Annotated in this window: 26 protein-coding genes and 1 tRNA gene; 9 read left to right on the forward strand and 18 right to left on the reverse strand. The window is 44.5% G+C overall.

Annotated elements, in window-relative coordinates; all coding sequences use genetic code 11:
* Nucleotides 1-26: 26 nt before the first annotated feature.
* The 3 genes from rpsR to rpsF are packed head-to-tail and all read right to left on the reverse strand — an operon-like array spanning nt 27 to nt 1146.
* Complete coding sequence (gene rpsR / locus GRP75_RS01015; protein ID WP_013312800.1) at nt 27-299, reverse strand: 30S ribosomal protein S18; 273 nt, start codon at nt 297-299, stop codon at nt 27-29.
* 21 nt (nt 300-320) lie between these two features.
* A complete protein-coding gene (gene ssb / locus GRP75_RS01020; protein ID WP_013312801.1) occupies nt 321-812 on the reverse strand; it encodes a single-stranded DNA-binding protein in 492 nt (163 codons plus the stop codon).
* Nucleotides 813-861: 49 nt separating this feature from the next.
* Complete coding sequence (gene rpsF, locus GRP75_RS01025) at nt 862-1146, reverse strand: 30S ribosomal protein S6 (RefSeq protein WP_013312802.1); 285 nt, start codon at nt 1144-1146, stop codon at nt 862-864.
* Between the two features lie 318 nt (nt 1147-1464).
* On the opposite strand from rpsF, the gene GRP75_RS01030 reads away from it, so the two are divergent.
* Together GRP75_RS01030 and GRP75_RS01035 are read left to right on the forward strand one after the other, a co-directional pair.
* Nucleotides 1465-1659 carry a YjzC family protein gene (locus GRP75_RS01030; protein ID WP_013312803.1) on the forward strand — a complete coding sequence of 65 codons (195 nt, stop codon included), beginning with the start codon at nt 1465-1467 and terminating at the stop codon, nt 1657-1659.
* Between the two features lie 366 nt (nt 1660-2025).
* Nucleotides 2026-2343, forward strand: coding sequence for a hypothetical protein (locus GRP75_RS01035; RefSeq protein ID WP_013312804.1), 318 nt, complete (start codon nt 2026-2028; stop codon nt 2341-2343).
* Nucleotides 2344-2423: 80 nt separating this feature from the next.
* Here GRP75_RS01035 and GRP75_RS01040 read toward each other — a convergent pair whose 3' ends face one another.
* Nucleotides 2424-2717, reverse strand: coding sequence for a hypothetical protein (locus tag GRP75_RS01040; protein WP_337194204.1), 294 nt, complete (start codon nt 2715-2717; stop codon nt 2424-2426).
* A gap of 288 nt (nt 2718-3005) precedes the next feature.
* Between GRP75_RS01040 and GRP75_RS01045 the strand changes: the two genes are divergently transcribed.
* Nucleotides 3006-3266 carry a hypothetical protein gene (locus GRP75_RS01045; RefSeq protein ID WP_023991146.1) on the forward strand — a complete coding sequence of 87 codons (261 nt, stop codon included), beginning with the start codon at nt 3006-3008 and terminating at the stop codon, nt 3264-3266.
* Nucleotides 3267-3451: 185 nt separating this feature from the next.
* On the opposite strand, the gene GRP75_RS01050 is transcribed toward GRP75_RS01045, so the two are convergent.
* The 3 genes from GRP75_RS01050 to GRP75_RS01060 form a co-directional block, all read right to left on the reverse strand.
* A tRNA-Ser gene (locus GRP75_RS01050) sits at nt 3452-3542 on the reverse strand.
* 77 nt (nt 3543-3619) lie between these two features.
* A complete protein-coding gene (locus GRP75_RS01055) occupies nt 3620-3844 on the reverse strand; it encodes a DUF951 family protein (protein WP_160788394.1) in 225 nt (74 codons plus the stop codon).
* Complete coding sequence (locus GRP75_RS01060; RefSeq protein ID WP_160788395.1) at nt 3834-4784, reverse strand: mechanosensitive ion channel family protein; 951 nt, start codon at nt 4782-4784, stop codon at nt 3834-3836. Before GRP75_RS01060 ends, GRP75_RS01055 begins: the two co-directional genes overlap by 11 nt.
* 251 nt (nt 4785-5035) lie before the next feature.
* Here GRP75_RS01060 and yyaC point away from each other — a divergent pair, with 251 nt between their 5' ends.
* On the forward strand, nt 5036-5641 hold the full coding sequence (yyaC, locus tag GRP75_RS01065) for a spore protease YyaC (RefSeq protein WP_023991150.1): 606 nt from the start codon (nt 5036-5038) through the stop codon (nt 5639-5641).
* On the opposite strand, the gene GRP75_RS01070 is transcribed toward yyaC, so the two are convergent.
* From GRP75_RS01070 to rpmH, 11 genes are all read right to left on the reverse strand, one after another.
* Nucleotides 5595-6116, reverse strand: coding sequence for a DUF4446 family protein (locus GRP75_RS01070; protein WP_013312808.1), 522 nt, complete (start codon nt 6114-6116; stop codon nt 5595-5597). The genes yyaC and GRP75_RS01070 overlap by 47 nt on opposite strands.
* Before the next feature lie 198 nt (nt 6117-6314).
* Complete coding sequence (locus tag GRP75_RS01075; protein WP_013312809.1) at nt 6315-7157, reverse strand: ParB/RepB/Spo0J family partition protein; 843 nt, start codon at nt 7155-7157, stop codon at nt 6315-6317.
* Complete coding sequence (locus GRP75_RS01080) at nt 7150-7911, reverse strand: ParA family protein (protein ID WP_023991152.1); 762 nt, start codon at nt 7909-7911, stop codon at nt 7150-7152. The genes GRP75_RS01075 and GRP75_RS01080 overlap by 8 nt, the downstream gene beginning before the upstream one ends.
* Nucleotides 7912-8097: 186 nt before the next feature.
* Nucleotides 8098-8916: a nucleoid occlusion protein gene (noc, locus tag GRP75_RS01085; protein ID WP_013312811.1), complete on the reverse strand. Its 819-nt coding sequence runs from the start codon at nt 8914-8916 to the stop codon at nt 8098-8100.
* 431 nt (nt 8917-9347) lie between these two features.
* Nucleotides 9348-10070, reverse strand: coding sequence for a 16S rRNA (guanine(527)-N(7))-methyltransferase RsmG (gene rsmG / locus GRP75_RS01090; RefSeq protein ID WP_160788396.1), 723 nt, complete (start codon nt 10068-10070; stop codon nt 9348-9350).
* Nucleotides 10070-11959, reverse strand: coding sequence for a tRNA uridine-5-carboxymethylaminomethyl(34) synthesis enzyme MnmG (mnmG, locus tag GRP75_RS01095; protein WP_028540984.1), 1890 nt, complete (start codon nt 11957-11959; stop codon nt 10070-10072). Before mnmG ends, rsmG begins: the two co-directional genes overlap by 1 nt.
* A gap of 95 nt (nt 11960-12054) precedes the next feature.
* Nucleotides 12055-13431, reverse strand: coding sequence for a tRNA uridine-5-carboxymethylaminomethyl(34) synthesis GTPase MnmE (mnmE, locus tag GRP75_RS01100; protein ID WP_023991155.1), 1377 nt, complete (start codon nt 13429-13431; stop codon nt 12055-12057).
* Nucleotides 13432-13559: 128 nt separating this feature from the next.
* Nucleotides 13560-14321: an RNA-binding cell elongation regulator Jag/EloR gene (gene jag / locus GRP75_RS01105; protein ID WP_023991156.1), complete on the reverse strand. Its 762-nt coding sequence runs from the start codon at nt 14319-14321 to the stop codon at nt 13560-13562.
* A complete protein-coding gene (locus GRP75_RS01110; RefSeq protein ID WP_023991157.1) occupies nt 14318-15184 on the reverse strand; it encodes a YidC/Oxa1 family membrane protein insertase in 867 nt (288 codons plus the stop codon). The genes jag and GRP75_RS01110 overlap by 4 nt, the downstream gene beginning before the upstream one ends.
* A 71-nt stretch (nt 15185-15255) precedes the next feature.
* On the reverse strand, nt 15256-15606 hold the full coding sequence (gene rnpA, locus GRP75_RS01115; protein ID WP_013312817.1) for a ribonuclease P protein component: 351 nt from the start codon (nt 15604-15606) through the stop codon (nt 15256-15258).
* A 264-nt stretch (nt 15607-15870) separates the two neighbouring features.
* Nucleotides 15871-16005, reverse strand: coding sequence for a 50S ribosomal protein L34 (rpmH, locus tag GRP75_RS01120; protein ID WP_007433250.1), 135 nt, complete (start codon nt 16003-16005; stop codon nt 15871-15873).
* A 1072-nt stretch (nt 16006-17077) separates the two neighbouring features.
* Between rpmH and dnaA the strand changes: the two genes are divergently transcribed.
* The 5 genes from dnaA to remB all read left to right on the forward strand — a co-directional run bounded on the left by dnaA (nt 17078) and on the right by remB (nt 21457).
* Entirely contained in the window at nt 17078-18424 is a 1347-nt protein-coding gene (dnaA, locus tag GRP75_RS01125; protein WP_023986414.1) for a chromosomal replication initiator protein DnaA, read from the forward strand.
* A gap of 186 nt (nt 18425-18610) precedes the next feature.
* A complete protein-coding gene (dnaN, locus tag GRP75_RS01130) occupies nt 18611-19753 on the forward strand; it encodes a DNA polymerase III subunit beta (protein WP_023986415.1) in 1143 nt (380 codons plus the stop codon).
* Nucleotides 19754-19800: 47 nt separating this feature from the next.
* Nucleotides 19801-20019, forward strand: coding sequence for a S4 domain-containing protein YaaA (gene yaaA, locus GRP75_RS01135; RefSeq protein WP_023986416.1), 219 nt, complete (start codon nt 19801-19803; stop codon nt 20017-20019).
* Between the two features lie 54 nt (nt 20020-20073).
* Nucleotides 20074-21189 carry a DNA replication/repair protein RecF gene (recF, locus tag GRP75_RS01140; protein WP_013308098.1) on the forward strand — a complete coding sequence of 372 codons (1116 nt, stop codon included), beginning with the start codon at nt 20074-20076 and terminating at the stop codon, nt 21187-21189.
* 16 nt (nt 21190-21205) lie between these two features.
* A complete protein-coding gene (remB, locus tag GRP75_RS01145; protein WP_007433255.1) occupies nt 21206-21457 on the forward strand; it encodes an extracellular matrix regulator RemB in 252 nt (83 codons plus the stop codon).
* Nucleotides 21458-21480: the final 23 nt, after the last annotated feature.

The following is a 21480-nucleotide window of genomic DNA, read 5'->3' on the forward strand; positions in this document are numbered from 1 at the left end:
GGAACGTCTCTTTTTTCCACCTACTACTATTCAGTAGTGTAAGGAAGCAATGCGATTTGACGGGAACGTTTAACAGCGATTGTCAACATACGTTGATATTTCGCACTTGTTCCAGTCACACGACGAGGAAGAATTTTTCCACGTTCGCTGATGAATTTTTTAAGCAGGTCTGTATCTTTATAGTCAATGTGAGTAATTTTGTTCACAGTGAAGAAACATACTTTACGACGTTTGTTGCGACCACCACGACGAGCTGGTCTTTTGTTATCGTCTCCGCCTTCTCTTTGTCTGAAGCCCATTCTTTGTCAGTCCTTTCCCAATTAAAATGGTAAATCATCATCCGAAATATCGATCGGTTTTCCGTCATCGGAAAAAGGATCCTGATTGTTTCGCGAGTTATTATTCCCGCGTCCACTATTGCTGTTACCGCCTCCGAAAGGAGACTCCTCACGCGCAGCTCCACCGCTATTGCCGCCACCGTTACCGCCATCGCGGTTAGATTCCAAGAAACGCACATTATCAGCTACAATTTCAGTCACGTATACACGTTTTCCTTCATTGTTCTCATAATTACGCACCTGAACACGGCCTTCAACGGCCGTTAAACGACCTTTGCGAAGATAGTTAGCGCATGTTTCAGCAAGCTGACGCCAGGTTACGATCGGCAAGAAATCCGCTTCCCGTTCGCCGCCTTGACTCGTAAACGGACGGTCTACAGCCAGGGTGAACTGGGTTACTGCTACACCAGATGGTGTATAGCGCAGCTCTGGATCTTTGGTCAAACGACCGATCAGAATGACACGGTTCAACAATCCAATCCCCTCCTTTGAGCGTTGTTCATTACATAATCACGTACAATAATTAAGCTACGTCGTTCGTAATGAGATAACGAATTACTTCGTCAGAAATTTTCATGATACGCTCAAGCTCAGTAACAACAGCAGGTTCTGCTGTGAAGTTTACCAGAACGAAAGAACCATCACGGAATTTCTTGATCTCATACGCAAGACGGCGTTTAGTTACATCGTGACTCGTAATTTCGCCACCGCCGTTAGAGATGATACCTTGGAATTTATCGACTGTCGCTTGAACAGCTTCTTGTTCAATGTCAGGACGAATAATATACATCGCTTCATATTTGCGCATTCTTTACACCTCCTTATGGACATAAGGCCCTCAATCTCAGTTGAGAGCAAGGAACGAGCCTAAGCTCGCACTAAAACAGTTTACCAAATCCAACAACTGAATGCAACCTACAAATTCAATAAACAAGCCTAAAACGGCTAAAAACACTGCATATCATGAGCTTTATACAATTTTATAGCATATCAAAAATTTCGCATATATAAAGGAAATCATTTGATTCACTCAGTATCTGTATACCCGGTTTCGCATGTTTCTGTTCAAGACAGCGCACAATAACCGTTGCAGTCCAAATTCATTTATCTAAGGAGGCACCACCGTATGGGTGAAAAGACTGAGTTCGAACCAGGGGATAAGGTCCCAAACGACGGCGTATACATGGAGGTCGGAGAAAAGAGCTTCCATACTGAAATCCAAAACCCACAGCAAGTAACGCTGGAAAGAGGCGATTCTTTTCCCGAAACCGCCAACCATAATCGCAAATGGAAGAAAAAAACGAAAGCTCGTGTCCACTAATGTATATTTCCTCGGAATCCTGGCCATATTATGATTAGGCGATACAACAGAGAGGTGTGGTTCCGTTGGACGACGTAGCCGGACAAACTGTTAGGAGATCCATTCCGGGCATTAGAAGCGTTAGGTTTGTGTAAAAGGACACTGTCTTTTCAACACGGTATTGCTGGTCAGTACACCGAGTTTCATGATGTGATTGGACAGATCGTATCCTGTTAAAAATGTATCGCCTACGATGGAGGACCTTTGTGGTCCTCCTTTGTTGCATTATCGGACTTTTTGCATATCCTGGTAAAATGCAGATTAATTCAGCTCCTTCTGCTAGAATATATCCAAGTACAAAGACCTACTATCTACGGAGGTTTAAAGATGAGCTATTCTCGAATATTAAAGTGGATATCAGGTATATTCGAATTGGTGCTTGCCGTACCGATTGTGGGGGGAGCTATTGTCATGGGGACCGGCTACTCGGCTCTGGGATTTATGCTTGTCCTGCATGCAGTAACACTTATCCTGTCGTTACGCAATCAGGAGGCGATCTACGGCTCCGTATGGGGAGTACTCACTTCTTTGCTGGCCTGGATACCCTTTGTAGGCTGGGCTCTCCATTTGATTGCAGCGATCCTTCTGATGATCTCTGGCTCAAAAAAAACAAAACGCTATCATTACCCGCCTAACCAGCTATAACAAAAGAGTGCTCCTAACGGCAATGTTTTTCTGCTGTCAGGAGCATTTTTTCTTGAAAGACAACATTCAGAAGGAACAACCTAACCCTTGTCTTTTACAAGGTCGAGCTGTATATCTCCCCTTTCTCGCAGACACAGCAATTCATCGAACAGGAAAGTTAGACCGCTTTTGTCTCTCCAGTTTCTGATGATGTCCGTCACTACCTCCATCAAATCACGCTGAATCCCCTCTGCCAGTTGTAATCCTGCACTGTCACCATCAATGAACAAATGTGTGTGTGCCAGCTGCTCCAACTTGCGTACCTGACGCAGACATAGCACACCATTGTCCAGATAGAAGAAGTAGCATCCTTCCCGTATACCATCGAAGCCCACTCCAATGCCAACGATTTACTCATACATCGTTTCCCCTTTCCTAATGAAAATAAAGTTATCCTTCTTTCCAAGTAATATGGAGCAAAAGTATGTAAACCTAAAACCAATAAAACTTAATAAGTACTACTTTATTAGTAATATAATATAAAAAATAGTACTACTCGGTGAGTAGTATGTCAATAGGATATACGAAAAAAGTTTTACGATATAGGTAGTGTAGGATATAATACAAATAACTAATTTAGTAATTTTGTAACCCACAATATTTTCTTAAGGAGGCTCATTAACGTGAGTCAAATTCATTTTAAATTGAGTGAAACACTAGAAATGATTGGAGCTACACGTAACAAGATCGCGGTGGAGTCGAAAACAAGACCTGCTACAATTCTTGATTTAGCAAGTGGCGATACAAAAACCATTAAGCTGGAAACCTTGGTCAATATCCTAAATGCGATAAACGAAATCGCCCGTAGCCACGGCTTGGAACAAACATTTGGTATTGAAGATATCATTCAGTACGTCCCTCAAAGCACAGAAAATACGCGCTAATCCACTTTGGGATAGCGCGTACTTTTTTTAATAATATGATTCTTACCTTTCAAAAAGCATAAATCCCTTCTAAGTTCTTTACTTCGTGGACACGTTAGCCGCATATATACCTTCAAAATATCTCCCATAAACAAAAAATCTCCTACGTCACAGACGTAAGAGATTGGTTTATTAAATGAAGTTAGTGGCGGAAAGAGTGGGAGTCGAACCCACGCACGCCTTGCGACGCCTAACTGATTTCGAGTCAGCCCCCTTAGACCTCTTGGGTACCTTTCCGCAGCAAGGATAATTATATCATCATTGCAACTGTGACGCAAGCTGATTCTGGTTCATCGCCATTCATCCTTCTTGGCTCAATTCGCTTCCGTGTTTTGCTCGTCGGCGTTGGACTTTGAGCGCAGCACTTTCTTCATATTCTTTTCGAACTTGGCACGCGGAATCAGCACACTATGCTGGCAACCGACACATTTGATTCGAATATCCATCCCCATGCGGATAATTTCCATTTCATTCGTTCCACACGGATGAGGCTTCTTCATCTGTACAATGTCCCCTAGTTCAAATGACTTACGCTCCACCCTTCTCTCCCCCTTTTCTTCCTTGTTCATCTTCTTTTTCTAGGGTTATCGCTGTCTCCAAGGCTGCCTGACGATGTTCCTCATCCTCTAGGGCCTTCTTGATGTTATTCTGAATATCACGCTCTACCACGGCCCCTGTATTTGGCATACATTCTGCCACAACACGCACAATATACTCTGAGGTAGTCATGGACTGAACCCCTAACACATCTGGTATATTAAGTATCTGTACATTGGACTCTTCAATGCCTTGGATTGCCTGTTTTACCAAACCAACTGCTTCCTCCAGACTACGCTCGGCCTTCATTGGCACATCCACTACCGCCAATGCGTTAGACATGGAGAAGTTCGTTACCGTTGTAATGGAGCCGTTTGGTAAAATGTACACCTCACCTTTCCAGCTCACCAGTCTGGTTGTACGCAGCCCGATCATTTCCACCGTACCCTTGAAAGTACCTGTCTGAATGACGTCTCCTACGGCAAATTGATCTTCAAAAATAATGAAGAATCCAGTAATTACATCCTTAACCAGGCTCTGTGCCCCAAAACCAACGGCCAATCCAAGCACTCCAGCTCCAGCAATCAGGGGACCAAGATTAATGCCCATTTGAGAAAGCACCAGCATAATCAAGATGAAATTGAATACAATATTGGTTACATTTTTTAGCAATTCCCCAACGGTCGTTAACCGCCTTGTATTCAATCGGAATCTGCCGTTATCTCCCTTTTGTTGCATTGACTTATCTATAATTTTATTAATAACTCGAATAAAGATACGTGTAATAATGAAAATAATTGCGATTTTCAAAATCACAAACAAAAAGGTCGACCACATCTCACCATCTGTAATGAATTTCCATACGACATCCTTCAAGTGAATAGCACCCTCCACTACCTCTTCTGTGCCTGAATCGCCCTCCAGCCAATGCATAAAGGTCATCCTGTACTCCTCCTTAAAAAAGGGAACTACTCTTCCTGCTTCCCGAATTCTATTTCCTACTATATAAGCTTATCTACTGACTTCAAACATATGGCTATGAATAATCTACTTCCTTCGAGTATAAAAGCACAAGTTTATCCATATACTAGCTACTATCTTGAGAATAAATGTTACCCGCAGGCTAATTGTTATTCTCCAAGGTACAGCGAGCGCAACCTTCACACTCCATTACAGAGCGAAAGGAAGATTCCATGACTCATCCATCTGACTTCATTCCGGAGCAAGAACCCCTAAGCTTAAAAATATCACACACAGACCCCGGGATCCAATCAGCCATCATCCATCGTCTGCTGTTCCATCTGCATCAGGCGCCGAGTCTGCAAAATATTGTCATTATTTGCATCGGCACCGACCGTTCTACTGGAGATTGCCTGGGTCCGCTCGTAGGTACACATTTATCACGCTACAAAAGCCCTCTGTTTAACTTATACGGTACCTTAGAGGAGCCTGTACATGCCATGAACCTGCAAACGACGCTGAATGGCATACAAGCCCGATATGAACAGCCTTATATTATTGGTATAGATGCATGTCTTGGACAAACCTCCAGCGTTGGATGCATTCAGGTTTCAGATGGTCCTCTCAAGCCTGGAGCAGGTGTAAATAAAGAATTACCGCCGGTCGGCGATATCCATTTGACTGGTATCGTTAACGTCGGCGGCTTCATGGAATACTTCGTGCTGCAAAATACGAGACTAAATTTGGTAATGAAATTATCAGATATTATTGCTGGTAGCCTATACTCCGCGATTAAGGAGTGGCATTACCGTTCTGTCCTGCTTGCTGCGCAAGAGTAACGGCTTCTTTTTCTTCAGGTGATAAGGAATAGGTGGATTGTCCCGCTTCTAGAGGCTTGGCATACACATATGAGCCATCTCGGTTATAAATGCCGGTTAATACCATACCATCCTGATTGTCGTCTACAATAGCCAGAGAAAAGCTTAAATCGCTTCCTCTCTCACCAAAGGCATTATAGCGTTTGATACCTATATGTCCCTTCAAGCCAGTCAGTTTACTACGTAGTGATTTCATACTTGCACGATGGGTCTCCTGCTCATCCTCAATCGTATCCATCTGTACCTTCAAATCAATCAGCAGCGTTTCCAAATTCTCGACACCGCTGCCTGCCATCATGGTTTCATACTTTCGCCGCATCTTCTTCAGCTTTGCACCCTGCACGATAATAACAATCAACAGGATGAGCAAAATAAGCACGATCCCTGCAACGATTCCGGCAAGCTGTTCCATGATTAGTCCATTCAATTCAGCCATATGCTTGCTTCTACTCCTCTACCTCAAAAATCATGTTACTGCATACTTATATTTTATACGTTTGAGAACAGCGAAACAAATAACACAAGACTATTAGTTTATCCATCAAAACCATTCTAATTCCTGCAATTCCAGACAAAGCAAAGACATATCTCACTTTCCATTTTGCTCAAGGAGACATGTCCATATTTCAACAAACTACTGTAATAGCTCCAGTAATCTTTCCAAATCCTGCTGGCTGTAATAATTCAATTCAATTTTGCCTTTATCCTTATTGTGCTTGATCTTTACAGTTGTTTTAAAGCGTTCACGCAGGGACTCTTCCATATGGTCAATATAGGGGTCCTTTTTTCGTACCTTTGTTTTGGCTTTCGCCTCACCAGGCTTATGATCCAACTGCTGTACAGCTTCCTCCAGTTCGCGAACACTCCACTGCTGTTCAATACATTGCTGTGCTAACTGTTTCACCATGTCTGGATCTTTGAGCCCAACAATAGCTCTAGCATGTCCCATAGACAATGTTCCACGTGAAACATGATCTTTAACTTCTTCAGGCAATGCGAGCAAGCGAAGGAAATTGGCAATATGAGAACGTGATTTTCCCACTTTCATGGACAACTCTTCCTGAGTTAAAGAAAACTGATCCATTAATCCCTGATAAGCTACTGCCACTTCCATTGCATTCAAATTCTCACGCTGTAAATTCTCAATCAGGGCAATCTCCATCACCTGCTGATCCGTAAAATTGCGAACAACTACAGGTATAGTCGGATTCCCACAAAATTGAGAAGCCCGAAAACGTCTTTCCCCGGCTATGATTTCATATCCTCGCAATACACTACGTGCAATAATGGGTTGGATAACACCGTGCTGACGAATGGATTCGGCTAATTCCTTAATGGACTCTTCATCAAACGTTTTTCGAGGCTGGTACGGATTCGCACGCAACTGGCTGAGCGGAATGTCAACAACCTTATCCTCTTCATTGACTGTAAGGGAGGGAATGAGTGCATCAAGTCCTTTTCCCAACCGTTTACTCATAAGATACCACTTCCTTTGCCAACTCAATATATACCTCTGCCCCACGGGAACGGGGATCATACGTAATAATGGACTGGCCATGTGATGGTGCTTCGCTGAGTCTCACATTGCGTGGAATAATCGTCTGATAAACCTTGCTTTGAAAATACTTTTTCACTTCTTCAATCACCTGAATACCCAAGTTCGTGCGGGCATCAAACATGGTTAACAACACACCTTCAATTTGCAATGAGGTGTTCAGATGTTTTTGCACTAATCGCACGGTATTCAACAATTGACTTAATCCTTCCAATGCGTAATATTCACACTGGATTGGAATAATGACTGAATCGGAAGCCGTCAATGAATTGAGCGTCAAAATACCCAGCGATGGCGGGCAATCAATTAAAATATAATCATAATTATGCTTAACGAGTTGAAGCGATCTTTTTAATCTCAATTCACGAGAAATGGTCGGTACCAGTTCAATTTCCGCGCCTGCTAACTGAATGGTTGCCGGAATAATATCTAATCCTTCAACCTGTGTACTGACAATAGCTTCGCTAGGATCAACCTCGTTAATGAGTACATCATAAATGCAATTTGCCACATCCGCCTTATTGATACCCACACCGCTGGTTGTATTACCTTGCGGGTCGATATCCACGAGCAATACCCTTTTGCCGAGGGAAGCAAGTCCGGCGCCCAAATTAACGGAAGTAGTTGTTTTGCCTACTCCGCCCTTTTGATTGGCTACGGCTATTATTTTTGACACTTCATTCACCTCATAATTTAATCGGAATCCTGCTACACTCCATGATTGCAAAATGCTCTATGGAGACGTTACTTAGTCCTTAACTTACGGATAACGGCAATTTCAGAATAGAATTGAGTATGCTGCGGTTTTATTCGGCGTTAGACAGAAAAAGCGGCAATTGCTGCCGCCTGTACGCTTCATCCCTTACTTACGTTTGGGAATTTGAATGACAATCTCATAGTGATCCTCATGATCAGATTCCTTGGTTTTGATATCCAAGCCTGAGCCAGACACCATATCAATGGATTGACGTATCGTATTCAGCGCAAGCCGGACATCCTTGGTAAAGGAAATCCGCTTCGATTTCTTATTGGTGGATACTTGTTTATAAAAGGCAACTCGTGCCTCTGTCTGCTTCACATTGAGTTCTTTGGCAATGACTTCATCTAAAACCTTGTACTGTAGTTCTTCGGTCTCTAATGACAATAATGCACGAGCATGACGCTCGGACACCTTCCGTTCCATTAGAGCCTCTTTCACTCTCTCCGGCAGATGAAGCAGCCGTATCTTGTTAGCAATAGTGGATTGGCTTTTACCAAGTCGTTGAGCGAGGCTTTCCTGGGTGAGCTGATGTAGATCAATCAGCTTTTGGTAAGCTACAGCCTCTTCAATCGCAGTTAACCCTTCCCGTTGAAGATTCTCAATCAACGCGATGGATGCAGCTTGTGAATCATTAAACTCACGAACAATGGCTGGAATAGTTTCCATACCCAGCTTGGTGACAGCTCTCCAACGACGTTCCCCGGCTATAATCTCATATTGTCCATTACGGAAACGAACGACAATCGGTTGAATTACACCATGCGTCTTAATGGTCTGGCATAGCTCATCAATCTTCTCGTCGTCAAATATGGTACGGGGCTGATAAGGACTGCTGACAATATCCCGAACTGGAATTTGTTTTATTTCGTCCCCAGTAGATCGCTCCGTCAAACCAAATAGCTTGGAAAATTGTTCTTTCATTCCGTATAATACCACCTAATTTCATAATAGCACCATACAAACAGCGCTTCGTGAAAAACAGTTCCTTACGCGGATCGTAGACCCTTTTATATGAAACAGCGCCGTAAGCGGGTACACTCCACGTACTCCCCTGACATTTGTTGTCCCACTCCCCTATATGTATATCTGAATTCATGTGTACAGGAGCAGTCAACTTACATTAAAACGATTATCTCTATTCTATCACTTTTCCAGCCATAATCCTATCGTCTCTACCAGCTTTTCGGAAGGATCAGAGAATAAATTATGCATCCTCTTTGATAACTATAATCCATCTTCCTCCCCAAATGTAAACAAGAACGTATGTTAGCAAAGAGTCTTTTATGTAAAGAGTCTATCAGCCATAAAAAAAGTGAATGTTTCACGTGAAACATTCACTTTCTTTCAAACATTTACACTAACGGCGTCTTCAAAGGAGTACCCGGCTTACGTGGATATTTTCGTGGTGTCGCCGCTCTTTTTTCAATAATAATGATATGTCTAGCTGCATCTTCAACAGGTAGCTGGAAGGCCTGAACATGTTTGATTTTTCCCTTTAGCTCTTTCAAGCTGTAGGAAGCTTCCTTGATTTCCTCTATAGGATCACTGCCCTTCATCGCGGCAAAGTGTCCTCCTTCACGGACAAACGGCAAACAAAATTCATTCAATACTGCGAGACGAGCAACCGCTCTGGCTGTCACTAGATCATAACTATCGCGGTATCCTGGTTTACGCCCCAATTCCTCTGCCCTGCTATGAATCAGTTCAACATTTTCCAGACCCAACTGTTCTACCACATGTGCCAAGAATTGTATACGTTTATTCAACGAGTCTACAATAGTCAACTGAATCTGCGGAAAGCATATTTTCAAAGGAATGCCCGGAAAACCTGCACCTGATCCAATATCAGCTAGGCTTTCCACATCTTTTAACGGTACATAAAAGGCCAAGGAAAGAGAATCATAAAAATGCTTGGTGTACACTGCATCACGCTCAGTAATACCCGTCAGGTTCATTTTTTCATTCCACTCAACCAGCACACGGTAATATGTTTCAAACTGCTCTAACTGACTGTCATTAATCACAATACTATGCTCTGCCAGGCGCTGCTTAAATTGCTGTTGTATCGCGTCCATTATGATCCCCTTGCTGCCGTTACGCGGTTATAATGCTCCAGATAAACCAGCAAAATGGAAATATCCGCAGGAGTTACACCCGAAATACGGGATGCTTGGCCAATCGACATCGGACGGATCTTTTCAAGTTTCTGCTTGGCTTCAATGGCCAGTCCTTGAACTTCACTGTATACAATATCCTCTGGGAGCTTCTTCTTCTCCATCTTTTGCAGACGCTCAACATGCATCAATTGCTTTTCAATGTAGCCCGCATACTTAATTTGGATTTCCACCTGCTCCTGTTCTTCCTCAGTTAGAGCTATAGGTGAAGGTGAGATTTGTGCTACTTGCGCATAACTGATCTCTGGTCGACGCAGCACCGTTAACAAATTACTTCCATCCTGTATTGGTGCAGATCCACCTTGCTCCAGCATCTCATTTATATCAACCGGACGAACCTTCGCCAAGCGTAAACGTTCAATCTCTTGCTCTACCTTTTGCTTTTTATCCAAAAAGCGCTCGTATCGTTCATCCGTAATTAGGCCAATATCATGCCCGATCGGAGTCAATCGCAGGTCGGCGTTATCATGACGCAACAACAGACGATATTCTGCACGTGACGTCAGTAAGCGATACGGCTCATTCGTACCCTTCGTCACGAGATCGTCGATCAGAACCCCAATGTAGCCTTGCGAACGGTCCAGCACGACGGGCTCTTTGCCCTGCACCTTGCGAGCTGCATTAATCCCTGCCATAATCCCTTGACCTGCAGCTTCTTCGTAACCGGAAGTACCGTTAATCTGACCTGCTGTGAACAAGCCTGGGACTTTCTTCGTTTCCAAAGTAGGCCATAACTGCGTAGGTACCATTGCATCATATTCGATAGCATAGCCATTGCGCATCATCTCTACCTTTTCCATCCCCGGAATCGAACGCAGCACAGCTAATTGCACATCCTCTGGCAAGCTGGTCGACAAGCCCTGAACATAGTATTCAGATGTGTTTTTACCTTCAGGCTCCAAAAAGATTTGGTGCTTAGGCTTATCACTGAAACGTACCACCTTATCTTCAATAGATGGGCAATAACGTGGTCCCGTTCCTTCAATCAGACCAGAGAACATGGGTGCACGGTGCAAATTATCATTAATAATCTGATGCGTTTCTATTGAAGTATATGTCAGCCAGCAAGGAAGCTGTTCATTATCTGAAGACTTCGTTTCATAGGAAAAGAACTTCGGTTGATCATCACCCGGTTGTATTTCCGTTTTGCTAAAATCAATCGTGTCCTTATGCACACGTGGCGGCGTTCCTGTCTTAAATCGAACCAGATCAAAACCCAGCTCTCTCAAATGCTCAGACAATCTCAACGAAGGCTGTTGATTGTTCGGACCACTCTCATACATCAGCTCGCCCATAATGATTTTTCCGCGCAGATAAGTGCCTGTGGTCAGGACAACTGCTTTACTTCGATACTCTGTGCCCGTCTTCGTAATTACACCTACGCAATGGCCGTCTTCCATAATCAGCTCTTCAACCATACCTTGGCGTAAGGTCAGATTCGGTTCCTTTTCCATCGTTTCCTTCATCGTATGCTGATAAGAGAACTTGTCTGCTTGTGCACGCAATGCATGAACCGCGGGACCTTTACCAGTATTCAACATTCTCATTTGGATAAACGTCTTATCGATATTCCGACCCATTTCGCCGCCCAGTGCATCAATTTCTCGCACCACATGCCCTTTTGCAGGACCGCCAATAGACGGGTTGCAGGGCATGAAAGCGACCATATCCAGGTTAATTGTGATCATCAACGTGCGACAGCCCATCCGTGCTGCTGCCAAGGCTGATTCTACGCCCGCATGGCCCGCGCCTACGACAATTACGTCATAGTCGCCTCCTTGGTAACCCATACCTTTCTTACCTCCTTATACATTCCGGTCTTCACGCCGAATATGCTCTTGTATATATAACGATAGTAGGCTTATATCAGCCATGCTTGAAAGTTCTATTTGCCCAGACAAAATTGTGAAAATATTTGATCTATTAGCGCATCATGCGCAGTATCGCCTACAATCTCACCCAAATGCTCCCATGCCAGCCTTACATCAATCTGGATCATGTCGATCGGAACAAATTGATCAGCGGCTTCATAGGCATCTACCAGCGATTGCCGCGCCTTCTTCAACAAAGCAATATGCCGTACGTTGCTGACATATGTCATATCCGCTGATTCCAGCTTGCCGCTAAAGAATAAATTCGATATAGCCTGCTCCAGTCGGTCCGCTCCCTCATTTTCCTTCACAGACATCGGTACGATAAGCTCTTCGGGAACATAACGCAGCAACAAATCCCGGTCTACTTGGGCCGGTAAGTCCATTTTATTCATAATGACAATCGCTTGTCTACCGCGGATTTGTTCCATTAATGCCATTTCATCCTCATGCAGTGGTTCGTTGGCGTTAATGACGATGAGCAGCAGATCCGCTTCACTAACCGCCGTTCTCGAACGTTCTACTCCGATCCGTTCCACTACGTCCATCGTTTCACGAATCCCAGCTGTATCCAGCAGCTTGAGCGGAATACTATTAATCGTCACATATTCCTCAATAACGTCACGGGTTGTGCCCGGAATATCGGTCACAATTGCCCGCTCGCCCTGAGCCAATGTGTTCAGCAGTGATGATTTTCCCACATTTGGTCTTCCAACAATCGCTGTGGTCAGCCCTTCACGTAAAATCTTTCCCTGCTCCGCCGTATGCAACAGCCGATCAATTTCCGTCATGACCTGACTGCTTTTATCCTTGATTAAGTCAGATGTAAAAGATTCAACATCATGCTCAGGATAATCAATGTTCACTTCAATATGAGCAAGTGTCTCCACCAAAACATGACGCAAGCGACGAATATTCTGGGACAGTTGTCCATCCACCTGCTTCAAAGCCACCGAAAAAGCTTTATCTGATTTGGAACGAATCAAGTCAATAACACCCTCCGCCTGACTCAGGTCAATACGACCATTCAAAAAAGCACGTTTCGTAAATTCACCTGGCTCAGCCAGACGTATATTTTGCAGCAATAGTAAATCCATCACCCGTTTGACGGCTACGACCCCGCCATGAGTGCTGATTTCTACGACATCTTCTGTCGTAAAAGAGCGCGGGGCCCGCATCACTGTAACTAAAACTTCCTCCACCTTTTCCTGGCTTTGAGGATCTATTATATGTCCATAATGTACCGTGTGAGTTGGAGCCTTGCTTAGAGGCGTTTTACTACGGAACAATGCCTCCACTTCCATGACCGCTTCTGGACCGCTGATCCGTACAACCGCAATGCCGCCCTCGCCGACAGCCGTTGCAATGGCAGCTATAGTATCGCTCAGCATAAAGTTTCTACCTCCTATCAAGTAGAAACGACATTGCCGTCCTTCATCAAGGACGGCAGCCGTTTCAGCGAGAAATATAAGAAAAAAAGCAATGGCTTCTGCATCTTGCAGAGAGCCATTGCGTCGGATTATTTTTTAGCAATGACAACGCGCCGATTGGGCTCGTCCCCCTTGCTGTATGTTCTAACCAGCGCATGCTGTTGGAGCTTGGCGTGAATCAGCTTCCGCTCCTGTGACGGCATTGGCTCCAGTACCACTTCCTTGCCATAACGAATAGCCTGGTTTGCCAACCGATCTGCCAAATCCTCCAGCGTTTTTTGCCGACGTGCACGAAATTGCTCGGCATCCAGCACAATTCGGATGAATTTGTCAGAATGACGGTTGGCAACGATATTCGTCAGGTACTGTAATGCATCCAATGTCTGTCCTCTGCGGCCGATCAACATACCGAGTGACGGACCGGAGATATCCAGTATACTTTCATCCTTGCGGTGGCGGACATCAACTTTAACGTCCAGTCCCATTCCTGCTGCTGTTTCACGGATGAAACGCACCGCCTCTTCATAAGGGTCTATATGTCCCGAGGGTGCTTCCATGTTCATCTGTGCTTCCTGTGCAACAGGCCCAGTTTCCTCTGATAAAGCCTGTCCCACGCTAGAAGGTGCTTGAGCCGATACATGAGGTTCAGCCGCGTGTGTGGTTTCAGGAGACGGCTCAGAGAGCAGCGTAAGCTCCACCTTCGCCTTCTTGACCCCGAGCCACCCCAGGAATCCTTTTGACGGCTGTTCCAACACGCTTACGGTTACCCGTTCACGGCTTACTCCCAGCTGGGAGAGTCCTTGTCTTACAGCATCTTCAACGGTTTTTCCTGATGTCACGACTTTGGTCATCTCGACTTTTTAGCCCCCTTCGTGTTTTTGCCACTTTTTTTCTTACTATTGGAGGAACCTGTTTTCGCGAGACTGGCTGTTTTCACATTCGCCAGTGCTGCTTCTTTATCCTTATTCCGATAAAGGAAATAGTTTTGAATGATCGTGTAAATATTACTGTAGAACCAGTACAACGGCAAAGCGGATGGGAAGTTGTACGACATGAACAGAATCAGCACCGGATAGACGTACAGCAAAAATTGCATTGGTCCCTGCTGCGGCGTCGGATTCATTTTCATCATCATCCAGGTTTGGACAAAAGTCGTAATCGCTGCCAAAATCGGCAGGATAAACAAGTGATCCGGTTTACCTAACTGGAGCCACAAGAAGTCATGATCCCGCAATGCCGAGTTATAATAAATGGCATTATAAAGCGCGATGAAAATTGGCATCTGTACTACCAAAGGAAGACAGCCAGCCATCGGGTTGACCTTATTTTCCTGGAACAACTTCATCGTCTCTTGCTGGACTTTTTCAGGCGTATCCTTGTACTTCGCTTGAATTTCTTTTAATTGCGGCTGAATGGCCTGCATAGCTTTGGAACTACGTACTTGCTTGAGTGTAAGCGGCAAAATAATGGTTCGCACGATAATCACCAGAATCAGTACGGCCAGGCCATACTCTCCAGAGAACCATTGGGCAAATGTATCTAACGCATACGAAAACCAGTAAACGACATATCTTTGCCAAAACGATCCATTGGCCAAGTCTGCCGTCGTGTAAGAATTGTGGGCCGTCTGAGCACATCCGGACAGCACAGCAACAAGTGCCAATAAGGCAATCAGGAGGAACCATTTTCCTCGTTGAGTCTTCAAACGCGACACTTCATAACCCCTTTCTTAACCAATCCATTCCAACGTAAATCATACCATATCCTGTAGGACAAAGATACTGACTATCGGCGTGAAGACTTGAGCAGCGAGGCTTTGCGTAGAACGTGCAGCACGCTTTTCTCCAGCTCTTGATACGACATTGTAACCGCACCCTTACGAACGATAAAAATCAGGTCAATCTGCTCCACCAATTCATGCTCATGATGGCGCACAATTTCCTTAACGATTCTGCGCATCCGGTTGCGAACTACTGCGTTGCCGATCTTCTTGCTGGCCGAAATTCCGACGCGGAACTGCTCTACCTCTCTGCGGCGGAACCAGTACACCACAAACTGATGGTTGGCAAAAGATTTGCCATGGCGGTATACGCGCCCAAAGTCCGCCCGGTTTCGTAGACGCAATTTTTTTTGCACGGCGCTTCTCCTTGCTCATCTCTTTTACACATGTCGGTAAGCTAACCTTTACCTTTTATATAGTAAGAAGTATGGACAACATTCCAACATGGTAATCTCGCTTATTTTATATCCGTTTTCAAAAGCTTCATCTAATATAGGACAGGATGCTGGACTTCTCCCTCTTCTTTCACTACATTTTTTACAACAATAAAAGAAGGAATCCGATCCCTGAATACCTCAATTATGAAAAAAAAGACCACCGTAGTGGTCTTTATGCACGCATTACGCACTCAATACTTTTCTACCTTTTTGGCGACGAGCTGCCAAAACTTTACGGCCATTCTTCGTGCTCATTCTTTTACGGAAGCCGTGAACTTTTTTACGTTTGCTGACATTCGGTCTGAAAGTCGGTCTCATTGTGCTGCACCTCCTTACAAGGAATACGTTTTATATGGAATATACCTAACGTAGCAATCTCCACAAAAAACACCTTTGTACATTTAACCACAAATAGCGGCCAAAGTCAATGTACTTGTGAATCCTCTCCCTCTTTTTCGCATTCAGGAAGCCTCCTCCCCTTCCTCCCGCTCACTCACTTCACTCTTTTATCCCCTTACTTCATAAAACTTCTTTCACCTCTCCCTCCATCATCAGCATTCTATTTGTCGTTTTCGCTCCTCCAAAAACGGTTTTTTACATTTATTCATTCTGTAACTTGAATCCATCCTATTTTCAGATCGACGTTATCAGGTTCGTTCAAAAATAATGTCGGAAACGTTACCGGAAATTTTCAACAGAAAAATAAGCCTCTGTGACCAAAAGGCAACGGCTGTTATACACAGATCCACAAAAAGAACTGAATTGTGATTTAAATGGTCATAACCTGTGCATAACATTTTAGAGTAAAAAAGAGTTATTGTCGAAAACTGAACAAATTATAAACAATATCTTGTGTTGTGAATAAAAATTGTACACAACAGATTGAATTTGTGGATAAATAACCACCAGTCATTGAAATACAAGGCTTCTTTTGCTATGATGATATTACTTTTGAATGTGAATATGTTGTTTTACCCTCCATATTATCAACACCCTGTGGATAAAGTTGTGAACAAGTTCAATTTATCCATCTTTTTATTTTTGTGCGGATTCGGGATTCTGGGGATATATTCTACATTTTTCATTTGATTTCGACATATTGCAGTCCCGTTTTGGCCTGCGGGATCAAGAGAACGGATCGTGCCGCACATTCCCTCCTGAGAAATATCGCCTTTCTTCTGCTGATCAGCAGCGGAATTTCCATTAGCTATTTTTCAGGGTCATTTTGTGCTGCGTTCTCTCACCACACTGCCGCATGATTTAGGCGGCGGTATGTCTTTTTATGGCCTTCAACAACATTTTTGGGATTTAGGCGTTTTGCCGAAGCGCCGAGAGCAGCTCTCTGCAGCTTAATTCGGTAAAATGTCAGGATTTAAAAGGAGTGACGTCTGTGGACAGCCATACCTCTGAACTATGGCAGCAAATTCTATCCATCATACAAACCAAGCTGAGTAAGCCGAGTTACGACACTTGGTTTAAGGCTACCAAGGCAGCGAAACTAAATGACCACTCCATTGTGATTTCTGCACCGACAACTTTTGCCGTGGAATGGCTTGAAAGCCGCTATACCAAGCTAGTCGGAGCAACGGTTTATGAAATTTTGGGCAAACAACTAGAGGTCAAGTTCGTTATTGAAGAGAACAAGCCCGCCGAGGTCGACCTTCAGCAACAACCTCAGCAGCAGCCGGTCGTTCATGAAGAAGCTGTGTCCCATATGCTGAATCCCAAATATACATTCGATACATTCGTCATCGGATCGGGGAACCGTTTTGCCCATGCGGCATCGCTGGCCGTCGCCGAGGCGCCGGCAAAAGCTTACAATCCGCTGTTTTTATACGGTGGTGTGGGGCTGGGGAAAACGCATCTGATGCACGCTATCGGACACTATATTTTGGAGCACAATCCGACCAGCAAGGTCGTTTATTTATCGTCGGAGAAGTTTACGAATGAATTCATTAATGCCATCCGGGACAACCGCGGGGAAAGTTTCCGGAATAAATATCGCAACATTGATATTTTGCTCATTGATGATATTCAATTCATTGCGGGCAAGGAATCGACGCAGGAGGAATTTTTCCACACGTTCAACGCCCTTCATGAGGAACGCAAGCAGATTATAATCTCAAGCGATCGGCCGCCTAAAGAAATTCCAACGCTGGAAGAACGGCTGCGCTCTCGCTTTGAGTGGGGACTTATTACGGATATTCAACCGCCGGATCTGGAGACGAGAATTGCTATTCTTCGGAAAAAGGCGCGGGCGGAGAACCTGGATATTCCTAATGAGGCCATGATGTATATCGCTAATCAAATTGATACAAACATCCGTGAGCTGGAAGGGGCGCTTATTCGCGTTGTCGCTTATTCCTCCTTAACCAATCAGGATGTCACAAGTCATCTCGCGGCTGAGGCGTTGAAAGATATTATCCCGTCCAGTCGTCCAAAAATGATCACGATTCAGGATATACAGCATCAAGTCGGGGAATTTTACAATCTACGGCTGGAGGATTTTAAAGCGCGTAAGCGGACGAAGGCTGTAGCTTTTCCACGACAGATTGCCATGTACCTGTCTCGTGAGCTAACCGACTATTCTTTGCCAAAAATCGGCGAAGCCTTCGGTGGGCGTGATCATACGACTGTCATTCATGCGCACGAAAAAATCTCCAAATCCATTCAAGTGGATCAGGATCTGTTTAAAGTTATCAACAGCCTAATAGAAAAAATCAAAAATCCAACCTGAATAAGTTCAGAGCCTATACACAATTTATACACATGTGGATAGGCTTGATTTTATTAGGGTTACAGTGACTTATCCACATATTCAGTGCGCCTATTACTATTACTAATATATTTTAAAGATATACATCACCTAAATAAGGCCCGCGTCAACGCGTGCTTGAAGGATTAAAACCCGTAGGAGGAACTTATGAAGATCAGCATTCTGAAAAACGTTTTGAACGAGGCTATACAACATGTATCCAAAGCGATATCAAGTCGGACTACGATTCCAATTCTGAGTGGTATTAAGCTGGATGTGAATCACCAGGGAGTAACGCTGACCGCCAGCGATACAGACATCTCCATTCAATCCTTTATTCCGATGGAGGATGGTGACCAAACTGTTGTTCAGGTCGAACAACCCGGCAGTGTTGTGCTGCCTGCCAAATTCTTTGTCGAAATTATCAAAAAGTTGCCGTCGCAGGAGATCCATATGGAGGTAAAAGACCAATTCCAAACCTTTATCTCGTCCGGCGCAACTGAAATTCAGATTGTTGGCTTGGACCCTGAAGAATTCCCGGTGCTTCCCAACATTGAAGAAAATCAAGTCATCTCTGTACCAGGAGATTTACTTAAAAATATGATTAAACAGACGGTATTCTCCATCTCCACCCACGAAACGACACCGATTTTAACTGGCGTGTTGTGGAATCTGGCTGAGGGTGAATTGAAGTTTGTGGCAACGGACCGCCACCGCCTTGCCACTCGTAGCGCTCATTTGGAGACGTCTGAAGGCTTGCGTTTTAGCAATGTTGTCATTGCGGGCAAAACGCTGAATGAGCTGAGCAGAATTATTCCAGATCAAAATATGCTTGTGGATATCGTAGTAGCGGACAATCAGGTATTATTCAAAGTAGATCGGGTGCTATTTTATTCCCGCATCTTGGACGGCACCTATCCTGATACTTCTAGAATTATTCCGACCTCCTACAAAACAGAACTGATTGTGGATACAAAAAGTTTAAGTGAGTCAATTGACCGTGCTTATTTGCTGTCCCGTGAGGAAAAAACGAATATTGTAAAAATGCAGTCGCTGGAAAATGGCGGTTTGGAGATTTCCTCTAGTTCCTCTGAGCTTGGCAAAGTGCGTGAGGAAGTAACTGTGTCCAAATTTGAGGGAGAGCCGCTCAAAATTTCGTTCAACTCTAAATACATGCTCGACGTGCTGAAGGTGATTGACAGCGAGCAACTGACGATTGCTTTTACCGGCATTATGAGCCCCATTATTTTAAAACCGGCAGATTCCAGCAATGCGCTGTATATCATCCTGCCATATCGCACAACCAACTGACGTTTAGCGTTAACCCACCCGAGGACAAGCGAAAGGATGAACAAGCCTTGAAACAGATATCTATACAAACCGAATACATTAAGCTCGATCAATTTTTAAAATTAGCCGATTGTGTATCCACAGGAGGCATGGCTAAAGCCCTGCTGCAAGAGGGACAAGTCCGTGTGAACGGTGAACCGGAAGAACGTCGTGGAAGAAAACTGTACCCGGGTGATACCGTAGAAGTAGAGGACAACGGAAGTTTCGAAGTTACAGCAGGAGCATGATCGCCTGGGTGGCAAGGACTCCTTTTAGGTACGGAGTAACAAGGGGGACCCTATGTGTTTGTGAACAACATTGTTTTGCAGCAGTACCGGAACTATGAACAGCTGGAGCTGAATGAATTTGGGCCCGTTAATTTGCTGATCGGACAAAATGCGCAGGGCAAAACGAATCTGGTAGAGGCGATTTTTGTACTGGCTTTAACCAAAAGTCATCGAACGTCCCGCGACAAGGAGTTAATCTCTTTCGGGGCTACTTCCACTCACCTAGCTGCGGATGTGGATAAAAAATACGGGAAAATCAGACTGGATCTCGCGTTATCCACACAAGGCAAAAAAGCAAAGATCAACGGACTGGAGCAGCGCAAACTGAGCGATTTTATCGGTTCGTTAAATGTGGTCATGTTTGCACCTGAGGATCTGGAAATTGTGAAAGGAACACCGGGGGTTCGCCGCCGGTTTCTTGACATGGAAATCGGACAGGTTGCGCCAGGATATCTGTATCATTTGCAGCAATATCAGAAAGTATTGGTTCAGCGAAACAACCTGCTCAAGCAAGCTTGGGGTAAGGATATGGCGTCAGTGCAGCTGATGCTGGAGGTATGGAATGAGCAACTTGTTGAGCATGGTGTTAAAATTGTTAAAAAGCGGAAACAATTTATAACAAAGCTACAAAAGTGGGCTCAGGCCATTCATGAAGGGATCGCAGGTGGGACAGAAGAGTTAAAATTAACCTATGTTCCCTCCTTCAGTGAGCCAGAGGAAGAAGATGAAGCTGTCTTATTGGAGCGATTTATGATAAAGTTATCCCAAATGAGGGAACAGGAAATCCGCCGTGGCATGACTTTGGCGGGACCCCATCGTGACGATTTGGCCTTTGCCATTAACGGCAGAGAAGTGCATACGTATGGCTCTCAGGGGCAGCAGCGGACGACGGCCCTGTCCTTGAAGTTGGCCGAAATAGAGTTAATCCATGAGGAAATTGGTGAATATCCTGTCTTGCTGCTGGATGATGTTTTGTCCGAGCTGGACCCCTATCGTCAGACCCAGCTGATCGAGACTTTCCAAAGCAAGGTACAGACCTTTATCACGGCAACCGGGGTTGAGACTTTGAACGCAGAACGACTCAAGGATGCCAATATTTATCACGTCCACGACGGGCATGTGGAACACTAAGGAGTGAGTGACCGCTATGTATATTCATCTGGGTGGAGAAAAAATCATCCGCTCGTCAGAGCTTGTGGCTATTTTCGATATCTCGATTGAAAAATCCTCTAAAATCTCCAAGCAATACGTGAACCACGCCCAACAGCAAAAGCATGTCGAGATGATTGGCGAAGAGGAAGCCAAGTCCATCGTAGTGACTCAGAATACGGTGTATTATTCCCCCATCTCCTCAACAACACTCAAAAAGCGGGCAAACCAGTTTGTTGCCAATGCTTAACCATAGAATCTATAGAAGTAGGT

The sequence above is a fragment of the Paenibacillus sp. OT2-17 genome, from assembly GCF_009827695.1.
In the GTDB taxonomy this organism is placed as follows: Bacteria; Bacillota; Bacilli; order Paenibacillales; family Paenibacillaceae; genus Paenibacillus; species Paenibacillus polymyxa_B.

Excerpts from the sequence above, each read along its gene's own strand:
- rpsR (WP_013312800.1), bottom strand. The coding sequence starts at position 299 with ATGGGCTTCAGACAAAGAGAAGGCGGAGACGATAACAAAAGACCAGCT.
- rpsF (WP_013312802.1), bottom strand. The coding sequence starts at position 1,146 with ATGCGCAAATATGAAGCGATGTATATTATTCGTCCTGACATTGAACAA.
- GRP75_RS01030 (WP_013312803.1), top strand. The coding sequence starts at position 1,465 with ATGGGTGAAAAGACTGAGTTCGAACCAGGGGATAAGGTCCCAAACGAC.
- GRP75_RS01035 (WP_013312804.1), top strand. The coding sequence starts at position 2,026 with ATGAGCTATTCTCGAATATTAAAGTGGATATCAGGTATATTCGAATTG.
- GRP75_RS01060 (WP_160788395.1), bottom strand. The coding sequence starts at position 4,784 with ATGACCTTTATGCATTGGCTGGAGGGCGATTCAGGCACAGAAGAGGTA.
- yyaC (WP_023991150.1), top strand. The coding sequence starts at position 5,036 with ATGACTCATCCATCTGACTTCATTCCGGAGCAAGAACCCCTAAGCTTA.
- GRP75_RS01070 (WP_013312808.1), bottom strand. The coding sequence starts at position 6,116 with ATGGCTGAATTGAATGGACTAATCATGGAACAGCTTGCCGGAATCGTT.
- GRP75_RS01075 (WP_013312809.1), bottom strand. The coding sequence starts at position 7,157 with ATGAGTAAACGGTTGGGAAAAGGACTTGATGCACTCATTCCCTCCCTT.
- noc (WP_013312811.1), bottom strand. The coding sequence starts at position 8,916 with ATGAAAGAACAATTTTCCAAGCTATTTGGTTTGACGGAGCGATCTACT.
- rsmG (WP_160788396.1), bottom strand. The coding sequence starts at position 10,070 with ATGGACGCGATACAACAGCAATTTAAGCAGCGCCTGGCAGAGCATAGT.
- mnmG (WP_028540984.1), bottom strand. The coding sequence starts at position 11,959 with ATGGGTTACCAAGGAGGCGACTATGACGTAATTGTCGTAGGCGCGGGC.
- mnmE (WP_023991155.1), bottom strand. The coding sequence starts at position 13,431 with ATGCTGAGCGATACTATAGCTGCCATTGCAACGGCTGTCGGCGAGGGC.
- jag (WP_023991156.1), bottom strand. The coding sequence starts at position 14,321 with ATGACCAAAGTCGTGACATCAGGAAAAACCGTTGAAGATGCTGTAAGA.
- rpmH (WP_007433250.1), bottom strand. The coding sequence starts at position 16,005 with ATGAGACCGACTTTCAGACCGAATGTCAGCAAACGTAAAAAAGTTCAC.
- dnaN (WP_023986415.1), top strand. The coding sequence starts at position 18,611 with ATGAAGATCAGCATTCTGAAAAACGTTTTGAACGAGGCTATACAACAT.
- remB (WP_007433255.1), top strand. The coding sequence starts at position 21,206 with ATGTATATTCATCTGGGTGGAGAAAAAATCATCCGCTCGTCAGAGCTT.